The sequence below is a fragment of the Janthinobacterium sp. JF4 genome (genome assembly GCF_059617925.1).
In genome coordinates, this window is the sequence record NZ_JCAQAV010000017.1 from 1 (window position 1) to 20,995 (window position 20,995).

General features: G+C 66.2%; 21 protein-coding genes. 9 read left to right on the forward strand and 12 right to left on the reverse strand.

All coding sequences use genetic code 11. The annotated features are described in order from the left end of the window. Positions 1 to 51: 51 nt before the first annotated feature. On the reverse strand, positions 52 to 1,227 hold the full coding sequence (locus tag AC54AF_RS14525) for a multidrug effflux MFS transporter (protein ID WP_496637088.1): 1,176 nt from the start codon (positions 1,225 to 1,227) through the stop codon (positions 52 to 54). 189 nt (positions 1,228 to 1,416) lie between these two features. Between AC54AF_RS14525 and epsC the strand changes: the two genes are divergently transcribed. Beyond that, positions 1,417 to 2,370, forward strand: a complete 954-nt coding sequence (epsC, locus tag AC54AF_RS14530; protein WP_496637089.1) for a serine O-acetyltransferase EpsC — start codon at positions 1,417 to 1,419, stop codon at positions 2,368 to 2,370. An 88-nt stretch (positions 2,371 to 2,458) separates the two neighbouring features. Here epsC and AC54AF_RS14535 read toward each other — a convergent pair whose 3' ends face one another. From AC54AF_RS14535 to AC54AF_RS14550, 4 genes are all read right to left on the reverse strand, one after another. Then, positions 2,459 to 2,938 carry an META domain-containing protein gene (locus tag AC54AF_RS14535; protein ID WP_496637090.1) on the reverse strand — a complete coding sequence of 160 codons (480 nt, stop codon included), beginning with the start codon at positions 2,936 to 2,938 and terminating at the stop codon, positions 2,459 to 2,461. A 73-nt stretch (positions 2,939 to 3,011) separates the two neighbouring features. Continuing rightward, positions 3,012 to 3,908 carry a subclass B3 metallo-beta-lactamase gene (gene bla / locus AC54AF_RS14540; protein ID WP_496637091.1) on the reverse strand — a complete coding sequence of 299 codons (897 nt, stop codon included), beginning with the start codon at positions 3,906 to 3,908 and terminating at the stop codon, positions 3,012 to 3,014. A gap of 169 nt (positions 3,909 to 4,077) precedes the next feature. After that, complete coding sequence (locus tag AC54AF_RS14545) at positions 4,078 to 4,788, reverse strand: HAD-IA family hydrolase (RefSeq protein ID WP_496637092.1); 711 nt, start codon at positions 4,786 to 4,788, stop codon at positions 4,078 to 4,080. A gap of 55 nt (positions 4,789 to 4,843) precedes the next feature. Next, positions 4,844 to 5,284 carry an META domain-containing protein gene (locus AC54AF_RS14550; protein WP_496637093.1) on the reverse strand — a complete coding sequence of 147 codons (441 nt, stop codon included), beginning with the start codon at positions 5,282 to 5,284 and terminating at the stop codon, positions 4,844 to 4,846. Between the two features lie 150 nt (positions 5,285 to 5,434). Between AC54AF_RS14550 and AC54AF_RS14555 the strand changes: the two genes are divergently transcribed. From AC54AF_RS14555 to AC54AF_RS14575, 5 genes are all read left to right on the forward strand, one after another. Further along, on the forward strand, positions 5,435 to 6,376 hold the full coding sequence (locus tag AC54AF_RS14555) for a hypothetical protein (RefSeq protein ID WP_496637094.1): 942 nt from the start codon (positions 5,435 to 5,437) through the stop codon (positions 6,374 to 6,376). Then, positions 6,373 to 7,842: a MocR-like pyridoxine biosynthesis transcription factor PdxR gene (pdxR, locus tag AC54AF_RS14560; RefSeq protein ID WP_496637095.1), complete on the forward strand. Its 1,470-nt coding sequence runs from the start codon at positions 6,373 to 6,375 to the stop codon at positions 7,840 to 7,842. Before AC54AF_RS14555 ends, pdxR begins: the two co-directional genes overlap by 4 nt. A 177-nt stretch (positions 7,843 to 8,019) precedes the next feature. Next, entirely contained in the window at positions 8,020 to 9,156 is a 1,137-nt protein-coding gene (locus AC54AF_RS14565) for a benzoate/H(+) symporter BenE family transporter (RefSeq protein ID WP_496637164.1), read from the forward strand. A 97-nt stretch (positions 9,157 to 9,253) separates the two neighbouring features. Further along, entirely contained in the window at positions 9,254 to 9,985 is a 732-nt protein-coding gene (locus tag AC54AF_RS14570; protein ID WP_496637096.1) for a CPBP family intramembrane glutamic endopeptidase, read from the forward strand. A gap of 31 nt (positions 9,986 to 10,016) precedes the next feature. Next, the gene (locus AC54AF_RS14575; RefSeq protein WP_496637097.1) at positions 10,017 to 10,559 is read left to right on the forward strand and encodes a gamma carbonic anhydrase family protein; all 543 of its coding nucleotides are present in this window, start codon (positions 10,017 to 10,019) and stop codon (positions 10,557 to 10,559) included. Here the strand turns inward: AC54AF_RS14575 and AC54AF_RS14580 are convergent. The 7 genes from AC54AF_RS14580 to AC54AF_RS14610 form a co-directional block, all read right to left on the reverse strand. Further along, positions 10,532 to 11,473, reverse strand: a complete 942-nt coding sequence (locus tag AC54AF_RS14580; RefSeq protein WP_496637098.1) for an acyl-CoA desaturase — start codon at positions 11,471 to 11,473, stop codon at positions 10,532 to 10,534. The genes AC54AF_RS14575 and AC54AF_RS14580 overlap by 28 nt on opposite strands. Next, entirely contained in the window at positions 11,473 to 11,790 is a 318-nt protein-coding gene (locus AC54AF_RS14585; protein WP_496637099.1) for a DUF3144 domain-containing protein, read from the reverse strand. Before AC54AF_RS14585 ends, AC54AF_RS14580 begins: the two co-directional genes overlap by 1 nt. Before the next feature lie 67 nt (positions 11,791 to 11,857). Beyond that, positions 11,858 to 12,352: a gluconokinase gene (locus tag AC54AF_RS14590; RefSeq protein ID WP_496637165.1), complete on the reverse strand. Its 495-nt coding sequence runs from the start codon at positions 12,350 to 12,352 to the stop codon at positions 11,858 to 11,860. Positions 12,353 to 12,359: 7 nt separating this feature from the next. Further along, positions 12,360 to 12,869 carry an outer membrane lipoprotein YfiB gene (gene yfiB / locus AC54AF_RS14595; RefSeq protein WP_496637100.1) on the reverse strand — a complete coding sequence of 170 codons (510 nt, stop codon included), beginning with the start codon at positions 12,867 to 12,869 and terminating at the stop codon, positions 12,360 to 12,362. Positions 12,870 to 12,885: 16 nt separating this feature from the next. Beyond that, the gene (gene dgcN / locus AC54AF_RS14600) at positions 12,886 to 14,145 is read right to left on the reverse strand and encodes a diguanylate cyclase DgcN/YfiN (RefSeq protein ID WP_496637101.1); all 1,260 of its coding nucleotides are present in this window, start codon (positions 14,143 to 14,145) and stop codon (positions 12,886 to 12,888) included. An 8-nt stretch (positions 14,146 to 14,153) separates the two neighbouring features. Beyond that, positions 14,154 to 14,735: a regulatory sequestration protein YfiR gene (yfiR, locus tag AC54AF_RS14605; protein ID WP_496637102.1), complete on the reverse strand. Its 582-nt coding sequence runs from the start codon at positions 14,733 to 14,735 to the stop codon at positions 14,154 to 14,156. A 194-nt stretch (positions 14,736 to 14,929) separates the two neighbouring features. Further along, on the reverse strand, positions 14,930 to 16,582 hold the full coding sequence (locus AC54AF_RS14610; RefSeq protein WP_496637103.1) for a Na+/H+ antiporter: 1,653 nt from the start codon (positions 16,580 to 16,582) through the stop codon (positions 14,930 to 14,932). 195 nt (positions 16,583 to 16,777) lie between these two features. Between AC54AF_RS14610 and AC54AF_RS14615 the strand changes: the two genes are divergently transcribed. Genes AC54AF_RS14615 through AC54AF_RS14625 form a run of 3 tightly spaced genes read left to right on the forward strand, consistent with a single transcriptional unit; the run spans position 16,778 to position 20,887 of the window. Beyond that, the gene (locus AC54AF_RS14615) at positions 16,778 to 18,076 is read left to right on the forward strand and encodes a c-type cytochrome (RefSeq protein WP_496637104.1); all 1,299 of its coding nucleotides are present in this window, start codon (positions 16,778 to 16,780) and stop codon (positions 18,074 to 18,076) included. Positions 18,077 to 18,105: 29 nt separating this feature from the next. Next, positions 18,106 to 18,573, forward strand: a complete 468-nt coding sequence (locus AC54AF_RS14620; RefSeq protein WP_496637105.1) for a (2Fe-2S)-binding protein — start codon at positions 18,106 to 18,108, stop codon at positions 18,571 to 18,573. Continuing rightward, positions 18,566 to 20,887 (forward strand): xanthine dehydrogenase family protein molybdopterin-binding subunit, encoded by a 2,322-nt coding sequence (locus AC54AF_RS14625; protein WP_496637106.1) that lies wholly within the window; start codon positions 18,566 to 18,568, stop codon positions 20,885 to 20,887. The genes AC54AF_RS14620 and AC54AF_RS14625 overlap by 8 nt, the downstream gene beginning before the upstream one ends. The last annotated feature ends 108 nt before the right edge of the window (positions 20,888 to 20,995 follow it).

Sequence of the window (20,995 nt, forward strand, 5' to 3'; positions counted from 1 at the left end):
GGAAAAATATTTGATCCGACCTTGCACGCCGCTTGACGGGGATAACAGTATCTACGCTTCAGCCTTACCCTGCGCAAACACCCAGCACAGCAAACTCACCAGCAGTCCCGCCATCACCCCATACGCCAGGTTCAGCGCGCTGTCGAACAGCAGCGGCGCCACCAGGCCCGATACCAGCGCGAACAGCAGCATCTGGATGAACGATTGCATTGACGAGGCCAGGCCGCTGTTGTTGGGGAAGTGGTTCAGCGCCATCAGGGTCATCGGCGGCATGGCGATGGACAGGGCGAACGAGTAGAAGAACAGGGGCAGCACGGCCCACGGCACTTCGGCGGCAAAGAAGTAGTTATAGCCGATGTTGGCCAGCGCGGCGATGAGCATCAGGATGAAGCCGGCCCAGATCATCTGACGCTGGCTGTAGCGGTGGGCGATCTTCGCCGACAGGGCCGAGCCAAACACCATGCCGCTAATTAAGGGAATGAACAGCCAGGCGAATGCCGTTTCCGGCAAGTGCAGGATGTTGATGATGAAGTAGGCGGCCGAGCCGATGTACAGGGCGAAGCCGCCAAAGGCGGCGCCGATGGCCGTCGACAGCAGCAGGAACTGGCGGTGGCACAGCACTTTCCAGTAATTGACGGCGATGTCGCCCAGGTGGAAGGCGTGGCGCTGCTCTTTCGGCAGGCTTTCCGGCAGCGCGCGCCAGACGACGATGAACATCAGCACGCCGAAGGCCGTGAGGAACCAGAAAATCCAGCGCCAGCCCAGGCCCACCTGCAGCCAGCCGCCCAGCACGGGCGCAATCGCCGGCGCCAGCGCGAACACCATCATGATATGCGAGAGGATTTTCTGCGCGGCGGCGCCCGAATAGCGGTCTTGCACGATGGCGCGGCCGATGACGGAGCCGGCGCCCGCCGAGAGGCCCTGCAGCACGCGCCAGGCCAGCAGCCAGCCCAGCGACGGCGCCAGCGCGGCGCCCACGGAGGCGATCACATACAGCACCAGCGAGACGAGAATCACGGGACGGCGGCCGAAGGAGTCGGACAGGGTGCCGTAAAACAGCATCATGAAGGCGAACGTGAACAGGAAAAAGCTCAGGGTTTGCTGCACCAGCAGGGGGCTGGCATTGAAATCGTGCGCGATGGCGGGGAAAGACGGCAGATAGGTGTCAATTGCAAGCGGTCCGACCATCGCCAGGCCCGCCAAAATCCAGGTTAATAATTTAGTCATGTTGAAGAGTGTTTTTGTTAGTCCGTCATTTTACGCTAGCGGCGGGAATCGGGTCTGGCGCCGCCACTGTTTGTCATTCATATGCGTTTTTCGCATATGAAAACTTGGAATTCTTCGTTTGCATCGCGTGCCGTCACCGTTATGCTTGGGCGACCCGGCCTGTTTGCCGTTTTCTGGAAGTGATACGCCATGCATAGTATTGATCCCGCGGCGCCCGCCGACGACACGGCCCAATGGAACCTGGGGCCCGTGATCCAGGCCTTGCGCAGCTCGCGCGAAGACAAGCACAAGATCCGCCATAACGGCAGGGTGCGCGAACTGCCGTCGCGCGAAGCGCTCACCACCATCGTCAACGGCCTGTCGGCTGCCCTGTTCCCCACGCATTACGGGCGGCCCAATCTGACGGACGAAAGCATCGATTATTTTGTCGGCGATACGCTCAACACCACCCTGAACCGCCTCAGCGAGCAGGTGCGGCGCGGCCTGCTGTTCTCGGCTCCGGCTCACGCCGTGCCGGCCGGCGATGAGGGCGATGGCGCCAGCGACGACGCGGCCCTGGCGCAGCAGGCGCGCGACATCACGCGTGCCTTCGCCGCCAGCCTGCCCGACATCCGCGCCCTGCTGGTGTCGGACGTGCAGGCCGCCTACGCGGGCGACCCGGCCGCCACCTCGGTGGCCGAAATCATGCTGTGCTATCCGGGCACCATCGCCATCTTGTACCACCGCCTGGCGCACCGCCTGCACGCGCTGGGCGCGCCGTTCCTGGCGCGCCTGATCGCCGACATCGCGCACACCCTGACGGGCATCGACATCCATCCGGGCGCGCACATCGGCGCATCCTTCTTTATCGACCATGGCACGGGCGTGGTGATCGGCGAGACGGCCATCATCGGCCAGCGGGTGCGCCTGTACCAGGCCGTCACCCTGGGCGCCAAGCGTTTTCCGGCCGATGCTTCCGGCGCGCTGATCAAGGGCACGCCGCGCCATCCCATCGTCGAGGATGACGTGGTGATCTACGCGGGCGCGACCGTGCTGGGGCGCATCACCATCGGCGCGGGATCGACCATCGGGGGGAATGTGTGGCTGACGCAGAGCGTGCCGCCTGAGAGTAACGTATCGCAGGCGCAGATGCGCAACGACTGAAGCGTGGCCGAGAAAACGTCCATGGCGGCGTTGCAGCGCCTGGCCCTGAACGTTTTTCGGGCACGCTTCACATGCGGGAGTGCGGGTTTTACTTCACCGCCAGCGCTTCATAGCGCGCCACGGGCACGCCATCCTTCAGCAGCAGCAATTCCTGGTCGGCGTAGCGGTAGCCATTGACTTCGCCCAGGGTGGCGAGGAGCAGGCGCTCGAGTTCCATGTCCTGCGGCTGGCACATCATCATGGTGCCGGCCAGCTGCGAGAAGGCCAGGGTGCTGACGCCATCGCTGGTATAGCCGCCCATCATCTGGTTGCAGCCGCTGTTGCCGCTGGCGCGGCCTTCGGCCAGCATCAAGGTCACTTCGCGCTGCTCGGGCGCCTTGCGCACCACTTGCTTGCCCTTCAATTCTTTCAGCTTCCACTGCGTGCCCGCCAGCTTCGGTGCCGGCTTGGCGGGCGACGTGGCGCCGGGCGCGGCGGCGGCAGCGTCGCTGCGCACGGGCGTTTGCGCGCAGCCGGCGGTGATGGCGACGATGGCGGCGAGGGGAATCAGTCTGGCGAGTGTGAACATGGCATTTCCTTCTTTAAATGAATGGCGCCAGCGTAGCAGATCGGCGCCACGCCAGCGTGCACGGTTGACAAGCTCATTCTTGTTTTTCCTGTTCCAGGCGCGCCTCGAGCACGGTGCGCGCCGCCGCTGCGTAGGCGCGGCAGGCCTGCGGGTCGATGAACGCTTCGCTGCCGGCCGTGGCGCTCGCTTCCAGCCTTTCCCACAATTGCGACGCTTCCGGGTGGGCCGAAACGAGTACGTCGCACGGCAGTTTTTCCAGGGTCTCGAAGCTGTGGCGCAAGTCCGCCACCGCGTTCGGATACTCGCTGCTGGCGCTGAACTTGAAGCCGGGACGCGAGACGGCGGTGATGCTGTCCGCGTAGACCATGTTCAGGCAGCGGGGGCCGTCGCACGATTGCCACGTCCAGCTCAGGCCTCCGGGCGTGTGGCCCGGCGTGGCATGCGCCGTCAGGTTGACGGGGCCGACATTGAACTGGCCACCGTCGCGCGCCAGGCGCATGTCCTTGACGGGCGGGTACTTGGGCAGCGCGTGGTATTGCGGATCGTCCGGCCCCACTTCGCCCGAGGCCAGGTCCAGCGCGGCCGACGGACTGGCGGCCACCAGCGCATTGCTGCGCCGCTGCAGTTCGGCCAGGCCGCCCGCATGGTCGATATGGCCGTGCGAATTGAGGATCAGTTTCACGTCTTCGATGCGAAAGCCCAGGGCGGCGATACTGGCGATGATCTTGGGCGCCGATTCCGGCAAGCCGCCATCGATCAGCACGTGGCCCTGCGGCGACGTCACCAGCACGGAACCGAGGCCTTTCACGCCCACGTAATAGGTATTGCCGAAGATGCGGAACGGCGCCTGGTCTGCGTTCCAGGCGGCGCAGGCATCGCAGTTTGGCGTCGGCGGCGTTGCCAGCGCCGGTGAACCATGACCGGCCAGCAGCAGGCCCAGGGCCAGCGCGCGTAGGGGAGTGAGGGGCATTGCGTTCCTTATCCGTGTTGCCAGGGTGGCGTATGCTGACACGGAACGGGGTTGGACGCAAACGCCTACGGGGACGCGGGCGGCGGGCCGGCGCGGACCATGGCCGAAGCCCCTGTGGCGCAAGCTGCCTTCCTCGCAACGGGGGCGATAGCGGCCGCGCTGGAGCAGGCTATCTTGTCGCGGGTGCTGCAACCGACTCCGCCAGCACGATGAAACCATCCGCATCGACGGTTGCCACGATGCTCTCGTAGCTGGCTATGGCGGGGTGGCGCGTGGCCAGCGGGTGGGCATGCGTGGCGGTGACGACGATGACCTTCGCGCCGGCCGCCTCGCCCGCCTCGATGCCGACGGACGCATCCTCGAACACCAGGCACTCAAAGGGCGCCACGCCCAGTTTTTGCGCCGCCAGCAGGTAGCAATCGGGTTTGGGCTTGCCTGCCTTGACGTCTTCCGCCGTCACCATGATGGCGGGAATGGGCATGCCGGCCGCCTTCAGGCGCGCCGTGGCCAATGCACGCGGCGCCGAGGTGACGATGGCCCATTGCGCGGGCGGCAGCGACTGCAAAAAGCGCAGCGCGCCCGCGATTTCAATAATCCCTTCCACATCGATGATCTCCGCATCCGTGATGCCCTGCGACTCGCGCTGCGCGTCGACGCCGGGCAAGCGCAGTTTGGCGATGGTGTCGACCGAACGGGCGCCGTGGATGGTGGGCAGGAAGGCCGCCACGTCGAGGCCCTGGCGCTGTGCCCACGTGCCCCAGATGCGCTCGGCGGCGGCGATGGAATTGATGACGGTGCCGTCCATGTCAAACAGAAAAGCCCGATAGCGGCCGGCGGCCGATGGCAGTGGTGAAGACGACGGCGAGGGCAGTGCGGACATGGCTTCCTTCCAGATGATGGGCTGGAAGCCATTGTAACGGCAGTCGATTTTTATTTCACAGGTAGACCGATTCAAACCTGGCCACGGGCGCGCCATCCTTGAGCAGGACCAGGAACCCGCCTTCGAAGCGGTAGCCCGTCACGCTGTTCAAATTGGCCAATACGGCGTTTTCCAGCTGCATCAGCGGCGGCGGGCAGGCCATGCGCGTGCCGGCCAGCTGTGTGAAGCGCAGGGCCGTGCCGGCCAGCGTGTAGCCGCCCATCACGCGGTTGCAGCCCGTGAAACCATGGACCTTGCCATCGTCGGTAAGAGTGATGCGCACTTCGCGTTCCTGCTGCGGCGCCATCGTCACGGCGGCGCCATCGAGCTGCGTCAGCTTCCAGTAGGTATTCGTCAGGCTGTAGCTGGGCGTGAGGCCAGTGTCCTGCGTGGCGGCGCAGCCGCCGGCCATGGCGATGGCGGCGGCGAGGGACAGGTATTTCAGGCGATGCAGCATGGGATGCTCCTGTGAGGGGGGGAATGTCCGCAGACTAGCAGGTTTTGCGCGCCGCTCAGCGCACGGCAGCGGCGATTGTTTCCATTTTGCCAGTGCTGGCATTACACTCATGCTTTCTGCTGTTTCAACCTTGATCGGGGAGCCGGGCCGATGCTGCAAGCGCAAGCGCTGGATAATCGACTGGTCGCCACCAGTGCCGACGATGTGCTGGTCGACCGCATCGTGCCGGGCGCGCCGCTGGTGATCGCCTTCGGCTTCGTTTCGTGGACCACGCGTCCCGCCTTCGATTTTTACGGCCGCTTGCGCAAGCTGGAGCAGGCCAGCGGGCAGCACCTGAACAAGATCCTCGTGCGCGATTCGGGCAATGCCTGGTACCACCGCCGCATCGCTGGCCTGGGCAACCACGTGGATGAATCGGCGCAAGCCTTGCGCGAGCTGGTGCGCCGCATCGCGCCCAGTCAAACCACCACCGTCGGCCAGTCCATGGGCGCGTACGCGGCCGTCATGTATGGCTTGCTGCTCGAGGCGCAGCAGATCGTCGCCTTCGGGCCGCTGTCCTTCCTCGACGTGCAGCAGGCGCGCTTGTACCACGAGCTGCGCTGGCTGCCCGTGATGGAATCGCTGGCGCAAGACCCGCCGCTTTCTGGCTACTATGACCTGGCGGCCCTGTGCCGCGCCAGGGCGACGGAGCATACGCAGCTGCACCTGGTGTTCGGCACGCGGCCGGACGCGGCCAACGCCGGCGCCAGTGCCAGCGAGTCGGTCAACCTCGACGCCATGCACGCGCAGCGCCTGGCCGCCTTCGGCCGCTGCACCCTGCATCCGTTTCCCCAGTCGGGCCACGCGGTGGTGCAGCACCTGATCGACACGCAACGCATCAATGGTTTACTGGCCGCATGCATACTCGGTCTCACGTTGGCGCCGGAACCGATGCCGGACATCAGCCGCGAGTGGCGCGACTGGGTGGCGGAAAACCTGCGCCTCGGTTGCGCCGGCGAGCAGCTGGTGGCGGTGCTGCAGCAGCACGGCTTTTCGCTGGCCAGCAGCATGGCTGCCGTGGATGCCGCCCGCGCCGCGCCGACAGCGACATGACGCCGCAGTTCGAACTCGACACCCTGAAAATACGCATCGCCGCGCCTGAACTGGCGGCGCTCGACTTGCGCGTGCGGGTGCAGCGCGCGCTGCGCCAGCTGATACTCGATGGCGTGCTGGCGCCCGGCCTGCGCCTGCCGGCCACGCGCGCGCTGGCGCAATCGCTGGGCGTGTCGCGCGACACGGTGGAAATGGCGTACGCGCAGCTGCGCCTCGATGGCTATCTGCGGCGGCAGGCAGGATCGGGCAGTTTTGTCTCGCCGACGATAGGCGCGAGCTTGCTGGGCAAGCCTGCGGCTGCGCTGCCGGCCTTGCCCGCGCAGCCCGTGGCGCTCAGCGCGCGTGGCGCGCACATCCTCGCCAGCGGTGGCGTGGCCGACCAGCAAAGCGTCAACGCTTTCGCCACGGGCTTGCCGGAAACGCGGGCCTTGCCGCTCGACGTGTGGGAGCGCTTGCGGCGCCAGGCGGCCAGCGAACACCATGTGCTGCTGCATGGCGACCCGCAAGGCGTCGAGCCTTTGCGCCAGGCCATCGCCGACTATGTCAATCTGGAACGGGGCGCGCGGGCCACGGCCGGCCAGGTGCTGGTGCTGAGCAGCACGCGCCAGGCCCTGTACCTGTGCGCGCAGGTGCTGGCAGACGCGCATGGCCCGATATTGATGGAGGATCCCGGCTATTTCGGCGCGCGCAAGGCGTTCGAGATGGCGCAATTGCAGGTCGTGCCCGTGCCGGTCGACGCCGATGGCCTGTCGATCGAACACCTGCGGGCGGACCGCAGCGGGGCCAACACGATCTACGTCACGCCGTCGCATCAATACCCGACGGGCGCCACCCTGGCGCTCGGGCGCCGCCTGGCCCTGACTGCCTGGGCCGCCGAGCGCCAGGGCTGGATCATCGAAGACGATTACGACAGCCAGTTTCACTACGCGGGCTTGCCGACGGCGTGCGTGCAGGGGCTGGACACGCAGCAGCGCACGATCTACCTGGGTACCTTCGCCAAGTCGCTGTACCCGGGGCTGCGTATCGGCTACATGGTGCTGCCGCCCGCGCTGGTGAAACCGATGACGTATGCGCGCAGCATCCTTGATGGCCACACGCCGCAGCTGGACCAGCTGACGTTGGCCCGTTTCATCGCCGACGGCCATTTCGCTGCCCATGTGCGCGCCATGCGCAAGGTCTACGCCGTGCGCCGCGATGCGATGGCGCACGCCGTCCACCGGCACTTGCCGCACGTGGTGACGGCGCAGCTGCCGCCGGGCGGCTTGCAGATGCCGTGTCTGCTGCACGAGGGCAGGGACGAGCTGGACACGATACGGCTGGCGGCGCAGGCCGGCATCGTGCTGCCGGGCCTGAGCAGGCTGTACGCGACGCCGCCGGCGCGGGGCGGCTGGCTGCTGGGCTTTGCGGCGCTCACGCCGCACGAGATCGACAGCGGCATCGTCCGCCTGGCCCGCGCGCTGGGGTGACCGCTCAAGTGGTCTGTTAGATGTGTGAAAATTGGCCTGCCTGAGCAGTCCATGTGGGCGCTAAGATGCCCCTTTTGAACCTCAGGCAAGGGCACACGCATGCAGACAAGTTCCACATCCTCGGCGGCAATCGGCAACGGGCGCCAGGCGCGCTGGCGCGACCTGGCGTCCCCCGCCATGGCGGCCTTCATTTCCGTCCTCGTCAACTATGGCGGCACCTTCGTGCTGGTATTCCAGGCGGCCCAGCTGGCCCAGCTCAGCGCCGCGCAGACGGCATCCTGGGTCTGGTCGCTGAGCATCGGTGTGGGCGTGACGGGCATCTGGCTCAGCTACCGCTACCGCGCGCCCATCATCACGGCCTGGTCCACGCCCGGCGTGGCCTTCCTGGCCACCGTCATGCCGCACACGCCGTATGCCGAGGTGATCGGCGCCTACATCGTGTCCGCCATCGCCTTCATTCTGCTGGGCATGTCGGGCGCCTTCGAGCGTCTGGTGCGGCTGATACCGGGCGGCATCGCGGCTGGCTTGCTGGCCGGCATCTTGCTGCAGTTTGGCGTGAACGCGTTCGGTGGCGCCAGTGCCGATCCGCTGCTGGTGGTGGTGCTGCTGCTGTCTTACGCCGTGCTGCGCCGTTTCACGGCACGCTTTGCCGTGGTCGGCATCATGCTGATCGGGCTGGGCCTGCTGCTGGCGCAGGGGCGCATCGATGCGCAAGGCATCGAACTGGCCCTGGCCGCGCCCGTGTTCGAGATGCCGCGCTTTTCCTTGGCGTCGCTGCTGGGCGTGGCGCTGCCGCTGTTCCTGATCACCCTGACGGGGCAATACATGCCCGGCATGCTGGTGCTGCGCAATGACGGTTACCAGGTCAGCGCCAACCCGATTTTGACGGTGACGGGCCTCGGTTCGCTGCTCATGGCCCCGTTCGGCGCGCACGCGTTCAATGTGGCCGCCATCACGGCCGCCATCTGCACGGGCAAGGATGCCCATGCGGACCCGTCGAAGCGCTATGTCGCGGGGCTGGCCTGCGGCGTGCTGTATATCCTGGTGGGCATCTTCGGCGTCACCCTGGCCAGCCTGTTCATGGTCTTGCCGCGCCCCTTCATCACGGCGCTGGCGGGCCTGGCCCTGCTGGGCGCCATCGGCAACAGCCTGGCGCAGGCCATGGCGGACGTGCGCATGCGTGAAACGGCCTTGATTACTTTCCTGGCGACGGCGGCGAACGTGACCTTGCTGGGCGTGGGCGGCGCCCTGTGGGGGCTGGCGGCCGGGCTGGCGGCGCATGGGCTGATGCATGGATGGCGCAAGGCGGCCTGACGGCGGCATCGCCAGACAGCTTGCCCATGGTGCCAGCCGGCGCATACAATTGCTGCGCCCGTGCCCGTTGGCACCGTAATCCGACTTGACCCGAACGATGCCCGAGATCACTTCCCTGGCGCGGTATCTGCTGGCGATCACGCCCGCCTTCCTCGTCTGCGCCGCCTTGTTGCTGGCGTTGCCACGGACAATTCCGCTGCTGCGCGTGCTCGTGCATATGCTGTTTTTCGTGCTGGCGCGCGACGCGATGACGGCGCATGGCTACTGGCAAGTGGCGGCGGGCGGCTTGCGCTTCACGGCGCCGCCGCTGGTCTTGCTGGCGCTGGGCGCCATGTCGCTGGGGCTGGTGGCAAGCACGTGCTGGCTGGAAAGCGAGGCGCGCCGCCAGATCCGCTGGTTCGGCGTGCGGCCGGCCCTGTCCGTGCTGCTGGGCGTGGCGGGCGCCGCGCTGATCATCGCGCTGGTGACGGGCTTGAAAGCCGTGTTTGGCTTGCCCTCGCTGGCGCCCGTCGCGTCATCCGCGCTGCCCTTGCTGCTGGGTTTTGCGCTGGCGGCCAACTGTTATGAGGAATTGCTGTTTCGCGGCTTGCTGCAGCAGCAATTGCGCGCCTGGCTGCCGGCCTGGCGCGCGGCGCTGGTGTCGGGCTTGCTGTTTGGCCTGTGCCACGCTTTTCTCGCCACCACCGTCACGCAGGTGGGCGCGCCCATCCTCGTGTTCACCGTGATCGAAGGCGTGGTGGCGGGACTGGTATATTGCCGTGCCGGCTTGTTGGGTGCGTCCCTGGCCCATGGCCTGGCGATTTTTGCGCTGGCCGCCGGCTGGGTGTGAATGTTTACTATTAATGAAGAGTGAGAAAGCGATGCCAGTCAGTTCCTACCTGAATACCCGCCCCGTCGTGGGCGAGCGCGTCTACCTGCATGACACGGCGCAAGTGATCGGCGATGTGCAGATCGGCGACGACTGCTCCATCTGGTGCAACAGCGTGCTGCGCGGCGACGTCAACCGCATCGTCATCGGCGAGGGCAGCAATATCCAGGACTTTTCCATGGGCCACGTGTCGCACAGGAATGCGGCCAGGCCCGATGGTTCACCGCTGACCATCGGCAAGTACGTGACCATCGGCCATTCCGTGATCTTGCACGGCTGCACCATCGGCGATGAATGCCTGATCGGCATGGGCAGCATCGTCATGGACGATGTCGTGGTGGAAAAACACGTGATGCTGGGCGCGGGCAGCCTGGTGTCGCCGGGCAAGGTGCTGGAAAGCGGGCACCTGTACGTGGGCCGGCCCGCCGCCAAGGTGCGCGCACTGACCGAAGCGGAGATCGCCTACCTGCGCTATTCGGCCGAGCACTACGTGCGCGTCAAAAACAATTACCTGGCCGGCGGCGACGACGCCTGAGCGGCGGCGCCGTCAAGGCGGCGCAGTTCCGGCCGCGGCGCCAGGTCTTGCGGCAGGCGCAGGCCGGACACGAGGCCCAGGCGCTGCAAGAGCAGCAGCATCCACCAGCCCGGGTCCCACTCGCCCGGCAGCAGGCCCAGCTTGGCCGAGCCCGGATAGGCGTGGTGGTTATTGTGCCAGCATTCGCCCATGGTCAGCAGCGACGTCAGGCGGATATTCCTGCCTTGCACGGCGGCGCCATCGACATGAAAATGCATCTGCCCATGCTTGTGGGCGAAGTGGCCGACCAGCCAATGGCCGAGCACGCCGGCGCTGACCCTGGCGCAGACGCCCCAGCAGACCAGACCCCAGCCGCCCCAGGCATAGAACAGCAGCGCCCACGGCAATTGCTGCAGCATCCAGGTTCTTTCCAGAAAACGGTAAAAGCGGGCGTGCGCGATGCGCGGCTCGATGGCGATGTGCGGCGGGTGGTCGAGGTCGAGGCGGCAGTGTAGTTGCCACCATGCATCGCGCCAGAGCCCGGCGCCGTGGCGCAGATAGGGGTGGCAGTCGGGCAGGCGCTGGGCATAGTCGCGCAGCTCGTGCTGGCGCAGCAGGCCCAGCGGGCCGCTGAGGCCCACCAGCACGCCCAGGTAGACGAGCAGGTATTCCAGCCATCGCGGGCATGCAAAGCTGTCGTGGATCAGTTTGCGGTGGCTGCCCAGCGAATGGCCAAACAGCAAGACGATGGCCGTGCCGGCCGCAAACAGCAGCAGGCCGGTCCAGCTGAAGTAGAGCAGGGCGCCAGTCACGGCGCCGGCCAGCATGGCCAGCAGCCACAGCGATTGCAAAGGCGCATAGCGTACTGAACCTTTCAGCACGCTGCCGGCGTGCGTGGCGCGGACGCGGTGGTTGTCCAGGCTGGCTGCGGACATCAACCCTGGGGGGCCGACGACGGTTGCGTGTACTTGTCGAAGTTGGTGATGTAGTCGTTGAAGTTGTCGGTCAGCATGCGCTTGTACTGTTCCGTGAAGAACGCCACGGCGCCTTCTTTCTCTTCCTGCATCTTGGCCACATCGTTGCTCTTGCTGGCGACGAGGAAGGCGTTGAAGCGGGCGGCCGCGTACAGCAGCGAGGTGGCTACCTCATTGCCGCCGCTGTGCATGCATTGTTCGTTGGCCAGGGCGATGACCTGGTCGGCGCGTTCCCAGAATTCCGGGCCCGGTGCCGGTTTTGTCGTTGGTGTGGTCATAAACATCCTTCATGAAAGTGCGCGCCAGTCTACACAGGGGTGCGCGGGCTGTCCAGCCGCGCGCCTGTCACGGCGCTTGCAGGATCTGTTCGACCAGCACGGCCAGCGGCTGGCGGATGTCGAGCACGATGCCGGCCTCGTCCGCCTGCAGGGGCTGCAGCGTGGCCAGCTGGCTGTCGAGCAGGCTGGCTGGCATGAAATGGCTGGGGCGCTGCAAACGACTTTCCAGCACGGCGCGCGGGCCGTCCAGGTGGGCAAAGTGCAAGCCCGGGTCGCCTTCGCGCAGCAGGTCGCGGTAGGCGCGTTTCAGGGCCGAGCAGGAGACGACGAGGCCGCTGTCCTGGGCGCGGGCCGTGGCGATCTGCTGGCGCAGGGCGGCCAGCCAGCCGGCCCGGTCGGCATCGTCGAGCGCAATGCCGGCGGCCATCTTGGCCACGTTTTCCGGGGCATGCACGTCGTCGCCTTCCACGTAGGGTACGCGCAGGGCGTCGGCCAGCAGGCTGCCGACGGCGCTCTTGCCGCAGCCGGATACGCCCATCACGACCCAGCGCGCGGCGGGCACGCCCACCTCAAGGCGCCGAAACGATGACGGTGACGCGGCGGTTTTCCGCCTTGCCCGTCTTGCTGGCGTTCGAGGCCACGGGCTTGCTCATGCCCAGGCCCTTGACACTGATGTTGTCGCGTGGAATGCCCGATGCGCTCATGGCGTCGGCCACCACGTTGGCGCGCGCCAGCGACAGTTTGTTGTTGTACGCTTCCGTGCCTTCGTTATCCGTATGGCCTTCCACGCGCATGTGGGTGATGCCCACTTTCAGCAGGGCGGCGCTGATTTTCTGGATGGCGTTGCGGCTCGGTGGCGTCAGCTTGGCGGCGTCGAATTCGAACAGCAGCTTGTCGGTAAAGCTCAGTTCCCAGCCTTCGTCCGTCTGGTTGAAGCCTTGCTCCTTCAGGGTGGCGACTTGCTCGGCGCTGAACAGCGGTTTGCTCTCTGGCGTGCTCTGGCAGGCGGCCAGCAGCCCCAGCATAAGGATGAAGGGGCCGAGGAAGCCGCGGCGTAATTGTGTGTAGATGAATTGCATGGTGTTGCTCCTTGGTTCAGGGGTGAATGTGGGGTTGCGGCAGGCGCGCCACCTGGCGCGTCCCGCGCTGCGCCTGCTTGGCGCGGTACATGGCTTCGTCCGCCGCGCCGACCAGCGAGACGGCATCGATGGCGTGATCGGGGAAGACGGCCACGCCGATGGTCAGCGAGCTGACGATGCTGTTACCTGTAGGCAATTCAATGGCTTGCGCCATGGCGGCGATGATGTTGTCGGCGATGTGCATGGCGTCGCTGCTGTTGCGCAGCGGTTTGAGCAGGATGGCGAATTCGTCGCCGCCCAGGCGCGCCACCAGGTCGCCTTCGCGCAATTGCTGCTTGATGCGCGCGGCGATCGTCACCAGCACGCGGTCGCCCGAGGCGTGGCCGAAGGTGTCGTTGATGTATTTGAAGCGGTCGCTGTCGAGGAACAGCACGGCCACCTTGCCATTGCCAACCCGCGCTTCGAGGATGGCGCGTTCCAGCTCCGCTTCCATGAAGGCGCGGTTCGACAGGCCTGTCAGGCTGTCGTGGTTGGCGCGGTGCGACAGCGAGGCGTGTTCCTTCTGCAGATGGCTTTGCCACGCTTCCAGTTCGTCGAGCAGGGCGTTGAAGTCGTCATTAATCTGGTTCAGTTCGGCGATGTTGGCCGGCGGCACGCGCAGTTCGAATGAACGGTCGCGCCGCACGCGGTGCGCCGTTTCCGCCAGGTGGCGCAGCGGCGACGTGATCTCCGTTTCCATGCGGCGCGACAGGCGCACGGCGACGACCAGGCTCAGCACCAGGCAAGCGAGCAGGCAGGAGAGGCCGCTCAGCAGGAAAGGCAGCAGGCTGCGGCTGTGCGGCACCAGGGTGATGCTGCCGATGGCCTGTTCATTGCGCATGACGGGGAAGGTCAGGGAGTCGGGCAGCATCCAGCCCGTCAGCGCGCGTTCGATGTAGTAGCGCGTGCCGTGTTCGCCCCGTTCCCAGCGGGCCAGCACATTGCCGGCCTTGTCGCTCACCTGGGCCCGGTCGATATCTTCATTGACGCCGATCAAGGCCAGCGCTTCCTTGGCGACCAGGGCGTCGCCAAAGACGACGGCCCCTTCCACCGTGTAGCTCATCGAGCGGGCCACCAGGCGCAGGTTCTGGTCCGAATACACGCGCAGGGCCAGCAGCGCCACGGCCGTCATGGTCAGGCCGGCCGCCAGCACGGCGATCAGCGAGACGCTCAGGTGGGCGCGCCGCAGCACGCTGTCGAGCGTGGGGCGGGGCTGGCGGGCAGGCTTGTTGCTCATGCGGGCGCTCATGGCGGCGGTCCCTTGCGACGTGCAATTTGCAAGGCGTTCGGATGCACGCGCAGGCCGCTGCGGGCGATGGCGTCGAGGTTGACGTCAAAACCGATCTGCGCCTCGGAGAGGCGCAGGCAGAACATGGTGCCCACGCTGCAGGCCGTGCCAGGTTCGGCGACCGATAAAATCGGCTTGCCGATGATCTGCGCCAGCAGGTACTCGCGTTCGGCTTCGGGCAAGCTGCCCAGGTAGACGACGTCGCATTCGCCGGCAGCGGCTGGCGCCGCCGGGATTTTCACGCGGATGCGCTGGCCCAGGCTGGAGGCGGGCGTGTCGACGATGGCCGCGCCGTAGCGTGGCGCGCCGAGCATGCAGACGCGCACTTCCGGGCGCGCCACGGGCCAGCGCACATAGCTGATGATGCCAAACAGGACCTGGGCCACCTCGGCGGGACGCCTGGCATCGGGTGCCGCGCCCCCTTGCGCCCACGCCGCGCACGGCGCCAGCGCAGTGCAGGCGAGCAGCGAGGCCAGCAGCACGACGGCAAGCAGGACGGGCGGCGCGCAGCGCTGCCGGTGGCGGGGGGAGGAGGGCACGGCGTCAGTGTCTTTATGCAGATCGGGTGGCTATTCAAATAGTTACTCAGCTACACAGACTGTACGGAAGTCCATGCTGAAAGTAAATCACGGCGCTACGCCATCAACCTTGCATTATAAACACGAATGTTAAAACTTGCATTCCTTACCATGAGAATTACTTGTCAACACTGCCGTGGCGGGCCAGAGTGTTGCTATTCTTCCAGTGTCGCTTCCAGCAAGTCGATTTCGCGCAGCAGGCGCAAATGGATGGTGTCGTCCAGTTCGCCCGAAATGCGGCGGCGGAACAGTTCATCGCGTTCCGCATTCAGCGCTTCCAGGCGCAGCGCGCGCTCGGCCTTGGCCAGTTCCTGCAGCCGCATCGCCTCGTCGTTGCTGCTTTCGCCATACGCGAGGCGGCGCCGGTAGGCTTCGATCAGGCGGTTGGCCGCCTCGGTGACGACTTGCTGCTTGTCATTCTTGTCGATGCCTTCGCACACCTTTTCCAGCCGCGCGATGGCCGCTTCGGCGGCGGCGGCGCGGGCATTGCGCTCTTCCGTTGAACGGCGCGCGGGCGGCGCGAACACGAGGCCCTTGGTCAGCAGGGGCAGGGTGACGCTGGCCAGCAGCAGCGACAGCAAAATCACGCCCATGGCCAGGAAGATGACGAGGTCGCGCGCCGGGAAACGATTGCCGTCTGGCAAGAACAGCGGCAGGGTCAGAATGCCGGCCAGGGTCAGCGCTCCGCGCACGCCCGCAAATGACGCCACCAGCAGCAATCGCAGGCTGGGACGCGCCAGCAGCGCCGCATCCTTCGGTTCGCCCGGCATTTTCTTGTGGTGTTTGAACAGGGTCAGCTTCATCGAGATGAAGACCCAGAGGAAGCGCATGAAGGTCAGCCCCACCGTGATGGCGATGACGAACAGGGGCAGTTTCCAGGCGCTGCCGGCGCCCACTTCGGCCGAGGCGGCCGGCAAGCCGGCAACGGTGGTGGGCAGTTGCGCGCCCAGCATGACGAAGATCACGCCATTCAAGACCAGCTGCACGGTATCCCACACGGCCTTGCGCTGGGTGCGCGTGGCCGCCAGCGGGCGGCCGATCAGGTCGGCGTAATGCATGGACACGCCCGCCGTGGCGGCGGCCAGGATGCCGGAGCCGTGGATTTGCTCGGCGCCCAGGTAGGCGGCAAACGGGATCAGGATGCTGATCAGGATTTGCAGGCCCGGCTCTTCGCCGACCTTGCTCACCAGCCATTTGTTTGCCAGGCCCACACCCCAGGAGATGGCCAGGCCGATGATGATGCCGCCACCCGCTTCCTGCAGGAAACTCAGCGAGGCGGCGCCGATGGAAAAGCCGCCCGTCATCATGGCACCCACGGCAAACGTGAAGCAGACCAGGCCCGAGGCGTCGTTGAGCAAGGATTCGCCTTCGAGGATATGCATCAGGCGCGGCGGGATCGGGTTACCGGCGGCAATCGCCGAGACGGCCACGGGGTCGGTCGGCGAGAGGATGGCGCCCAGCGCAAAGGCGACGGCCAGGGGCACGCTGGGGATCAGCCAGTCGATGAAAAAGCCCATGCCCAGCACGGTAAACAGCACCAGGCCGATGGCCAGCATCAGGATCGAGCGCGCATCGGAAAAGAAGGCACCCTTGGGAATGCGCCAGCCATCGAGAAACAGCAGCGGCGGGATGAAGAGCAGGAAGAAAATGTCGGGATCGAGCGGCACTTGCACGCCAAACACGGCCAATCCCGTGCCGCCGGCGATCTGGATCAGGGGCAGCGGCAGCTTGACCCAGCGCGAGCGGGCGAGAAAGCCGCACAGGACGACGGTCAAGACGAGGATGAGGATGATGGTAACGGTATGCATGAAGGAGCGGCGGCGTGCTGAAACGCTGATTATAAGGCGCAGCCCGCCGACAGGCAGCGCCTGCATGCCATTGCGTACATACAACAAGTCACAATCGCGGTAAGATTGTTACTGTGGCCTTGTTGCCGCCGCCGTTGGCCGGCGGCCCATGCACCTTGCTTTTACTCTGGCCTTTACTTTTTATTGGTTCCTGTTTTGCTCAAGAAAATCTTCACCGGCCTGCTGCTGTCGCTGGCATTGCTCATCGTGGCGGCCCTGGCCGCGTATCTGTATTACTGGCGTCCCGCGCTGGCGCCCATCGATCCGCCCGCCGCCACCGCGTTTTCCCCGCAAGTGGTGGAGCGGGGCCGCATCCTGGCCGGCATGGGCAATTGCGCCGCCTGCCATACGGCCGCGGGCGGCGCCGATTACGCGGGCGGCCACGGCCTGGCCACGCCGTTCGGCACGATCTACGCGACGAACATCACGCCCGACCGGCAAACGGGTATCGGCCGCTGGTCGCTGGCCGCCTTCCAGCGGGCCATGCGCGAAGGCGTGGGCCGCGATGGCGCGCATTTGTATCCCGTCTTTCCGTACACCCATTTCAACCTCGTCTCGGACGCGGACCTGACGGCCCTGTACGCGTATGTCATGACGCGCCCGCCCGTGTATGCGGTGGCGCCCGCCAACAGCGTGCCTTTCCCCCTGAATCTGCGCCCCTTGCAGGCAGGCTGGAAGCTGCTGTTTTTCAAGCCGGCCAGCTATCAAATGGATCCTGCGCAAGGGTTGGACTGGAACCGGGGCCGCTACCTGGCCGAGGGACTGGCCCATTGCGCCGCCTGCCACACGCCGCGCAATGCGCTGGGCGCCGAGCTTGCCGGTTCGTCGTATCTGGGCGCGTCCATCGACCATTGGTATGCGCCGGCCTTGACCAGCGCCAACACGGCGCCCCTGCCGTGGACGCAGGATGAACTGTACACTTTCCTGCGCACGGGGGCGACGGCCCTGCACGGCGTGGCAGCCGGCCCCATGTCGGCCGTCGTGCACGAAGGCATGGGCGCTTCGCCCGATAGCGATATCCGCGCCCTGTCCGTGTATTTTGCCGGCCTGGCCGGAGTCGGGCAACGCCAGGTCGATACCGATACCGTGGTCAAGGCGGGCATCAAGCGCTCGCAGCGGGTCAGCCTGGTCGACAACGACCAAGGCGCCAGCCTGTACGTGGCCGCCTGCGCGTCGTGCCACTCGAACAGCGATGGCCGCCCCGTGGCCCTGCGTCCGGAACTGAGCCTGAACAGCGCCGTCAGCGCGCCCGATCCCGCCAACCTGATCCAGGTGATTTTGCACGGCATCAGCAAGGACGAGGCCATGCCCGGCGTGCTGATGCCCGGCTTTGCCGCTTCGCTGACGGACAACGACGTGGCCCAGCTGGCAGCCTATCTGCGCCGCAGCCGCAGCCCCCAGCCCGCGTGGACGAACCTGGAAGCGGCCGTGGCACGCACGCGCGCCGGCAGGTAATCTCTGAAAGCTACTTATGTATAACACTCATGTATAACATTATTGTGAATGGCCAGCCCTTCGGCACCGAGGCCGACGCCGAGACGCCCCTGCTGTGGGTGCTGCGCGACGAAGTCCATTTGACAGGCACGAAGTTCGGCTGCGGCATCGGCATGTGCGGGGCCTGCACCGTGCACGTCGATGGCCGCGCCATGCGCTCGTGCATCACGCCCATTGCCGCCGTGGCCGGTTGCGCCATCACCACCATCGAAGGCCTGTCGTCCGATGGCACGCACCCGTTGCAGCGGGCCTGGCTTGCCACGCAGGCGCCGCAGTGCGGCTATTGCCAGTCGGGCCAGATCATGCAGGCGGCCACCTTGCTGAAAGACTATCCGCAGCCGACGGATGCGAATATCGATGCCGTCATGAGCGGCAACCTGTGCCGCTGCATGGCGTATGTGCGCATCCGCAAGGCGATCAAGCTGGCGGCCGGCATGCAGGAGGCGCCCGGTGTTTAAATTGCCAAAAGAAGGTTCTCCTGCCCGCCCCAGCTTGCTGGGCCGGCGCGGTTTCCTGATCGCCGCCGCCGGCACGGGTTTGACGCTGGCTTTCTTGCGCGCCGACAGCTCATTGGCCGCCGGCAAGGTGACGACCGCGCCGCCGGCCAAGTCTTTCACTGCGCCCGTGTTCGACCCGAGCATCTGGTTTCAGATCGGCCGCGATGGCATCGTCACCGTCAACATCGCCAAGGCGGAAATGGGCCAGCATATCGGCACGGCCCTGGCGCGCATCGTGGCCGAGGAGCTGGAAGCGGACTGGAGCAAAGTACGCCTGCAGTACGTGGACACGGACCCGAAATGGGGCTTGATGGTGACGGGCGGCAGCTGGTCCGTCTGGCAGAATTTCGACCCCCTCAGCCGCGCCGGCGCGGCCGGGCGCCTCGCGCTGGTCGAGGAGGGCGCGCGCCTGCTGCGCGTGCCCGTGTCCGCCTGCCACGCCCGGCTCGGTGTCGTGCATGGCCGGGGACGCTCGATCAGCTATGGCGACATCGTGCGCCGTGGCAAGCTGGCACGCCAGTACACGCCCGGGCAATTGCAGGCCATCGTGCTGAAAACGCCGCGGCAGCGCAGCCTGATCGGCCAGCAGGTGCAGGCGCTCGACATCCCTGCGAAAGTCAATGGCACGGCCGTGTACGGCATCGATGCGGAAATCGAGGGCATGCTGTATGCGCGCCCGAAGATCCCGCCCACGCGCTACGGCTCGAAGGTCGTCTCCATCGATGATACGGCCGCGAAAAAGGTGAAGGGCTACCTGCGTTCGTTCGCCTTGCAGGACCCCAGCGGCACGGTGCCCGGCTGGGTCATGGTGGTGGCCGACACCTATGCGGCCGCCATGCGCGCGGCCGACCTGGTGCAGGTGAAATGGCGGGCCGGGGCGGCGGCCCACGTGGCGGAACAGGATATCCTCAACTATGCTGCCAAGCAGCTGGCCGATGCCAGCCTGGGTGCCCGCGTGGTCGATGATGAAGGCGTGGAGCAAGCGTTCAAGGATGCCAGCCTGCAGCTGGAACGCCACTACACGACCAGCACCGTGCTGCATTTCCAGCTGGAACCCGTGAATGCCGTGGCGCAGGAAATCGATGGCGTCTGGCATATCCATGCGGGCAACCAGTGGCAATCGCTGATCCTGCCCGTGCTGGCGCAGGCCTTGCAGGTGCCTGAAAAAAAGGTGATGCTGCATACCTATCTTCTGGGCGGTGGCTTCGGGCGGCGTTTGAATGGCGATTATTGCGTGCCGGCCGCGCTGGCGGCGCAAGCCGTGGGGCGGCCCGTCAAGATGATTTGCACGCGGGCCGATGATGCCCGTTTCGATTCGCCCCGTTCGCCATCCGTGCAGCATGTGCGCATGGCGTTCGACGATGCCGGCAAGGTGTCGGCGATGGTGCACGAAGCCAGCGCGGGCTGGCCCACGCAAGCGATGATCCCCGCCTTCCTGGCCAAGGATAAGCAGGGCCATCCGTATGACCCGTTCGCCATCGCCGGCGCCGACCACTGGTACACGGTGGGCGCGCAGCGCGTGCGGGCCGTGTCGAACGACCTGGCCAACAGCAGTTTCCGCCCCGGCTGGCTGCGTTCCGTGGGCCCCGGCTGGACGAATTGGGCTGTGGAAAGTTTCATGGACGAGGCGGCGCAGGCGGCCAAGGTCGATCCGCTGGCATTCCGCCTGTCCTTGCTGCAGGCCGCGGGGAGAAATGCGGGCAGCGCGCCGAATGCCGTCGGTGGCGCCGCGCGCCTGGCCCACGTGCTGCAGCGGGTGGCGGACAAGGCGGGCTGGGGCACGGCCATGCCGCCCGACACGGGCCTGGGCATCGCCGCCACGTTCGGCCAGGAACGCGACATGCCGACCTGGACGGCGTGCGTCGCGCGGGTCAAGGTGGACCGCAGCACTTGCATGGTGAAAGTCGAAAAGCTGTTCATGGTGATCGACGCGGGCAGCATCGTCGACCCCGATGGCGCGCTGGCGCAGGCGGAAGGGGGCGCCCTGTGGGGAGTGAGCATGGCCTTGCATGAAGGCACGGCCTTCCTGAACGGCGAAGTGAAGGATACCAACCTGAATACCTACACGCCTCTGCGCATGGCCGACGTGCCCGAGCTCGATATCGAATTCGTGGACAGCACGGCAACGGCGACGGGCATGGGCGAACCGCCAACCACAGCCGTGGCGCCGGCCATCGGCAACGCCATCTTTGCCGCCGTGGCATCGCGCGTGCGTCATTTGCCGATCCGCCCGGAAGCCGTGCTGAAGGGGCTGGACCGGCACGGCGCCGTCTGATGCGGGCGCGTGGCAAATTTGACGTGCGCCGCGCGCGAATGGACGCAGGCTGGTACACTGAGGTTTGCCGCTCAGCGCGCGCAGGCGGCGCCCGGTCCGGCAAAATCA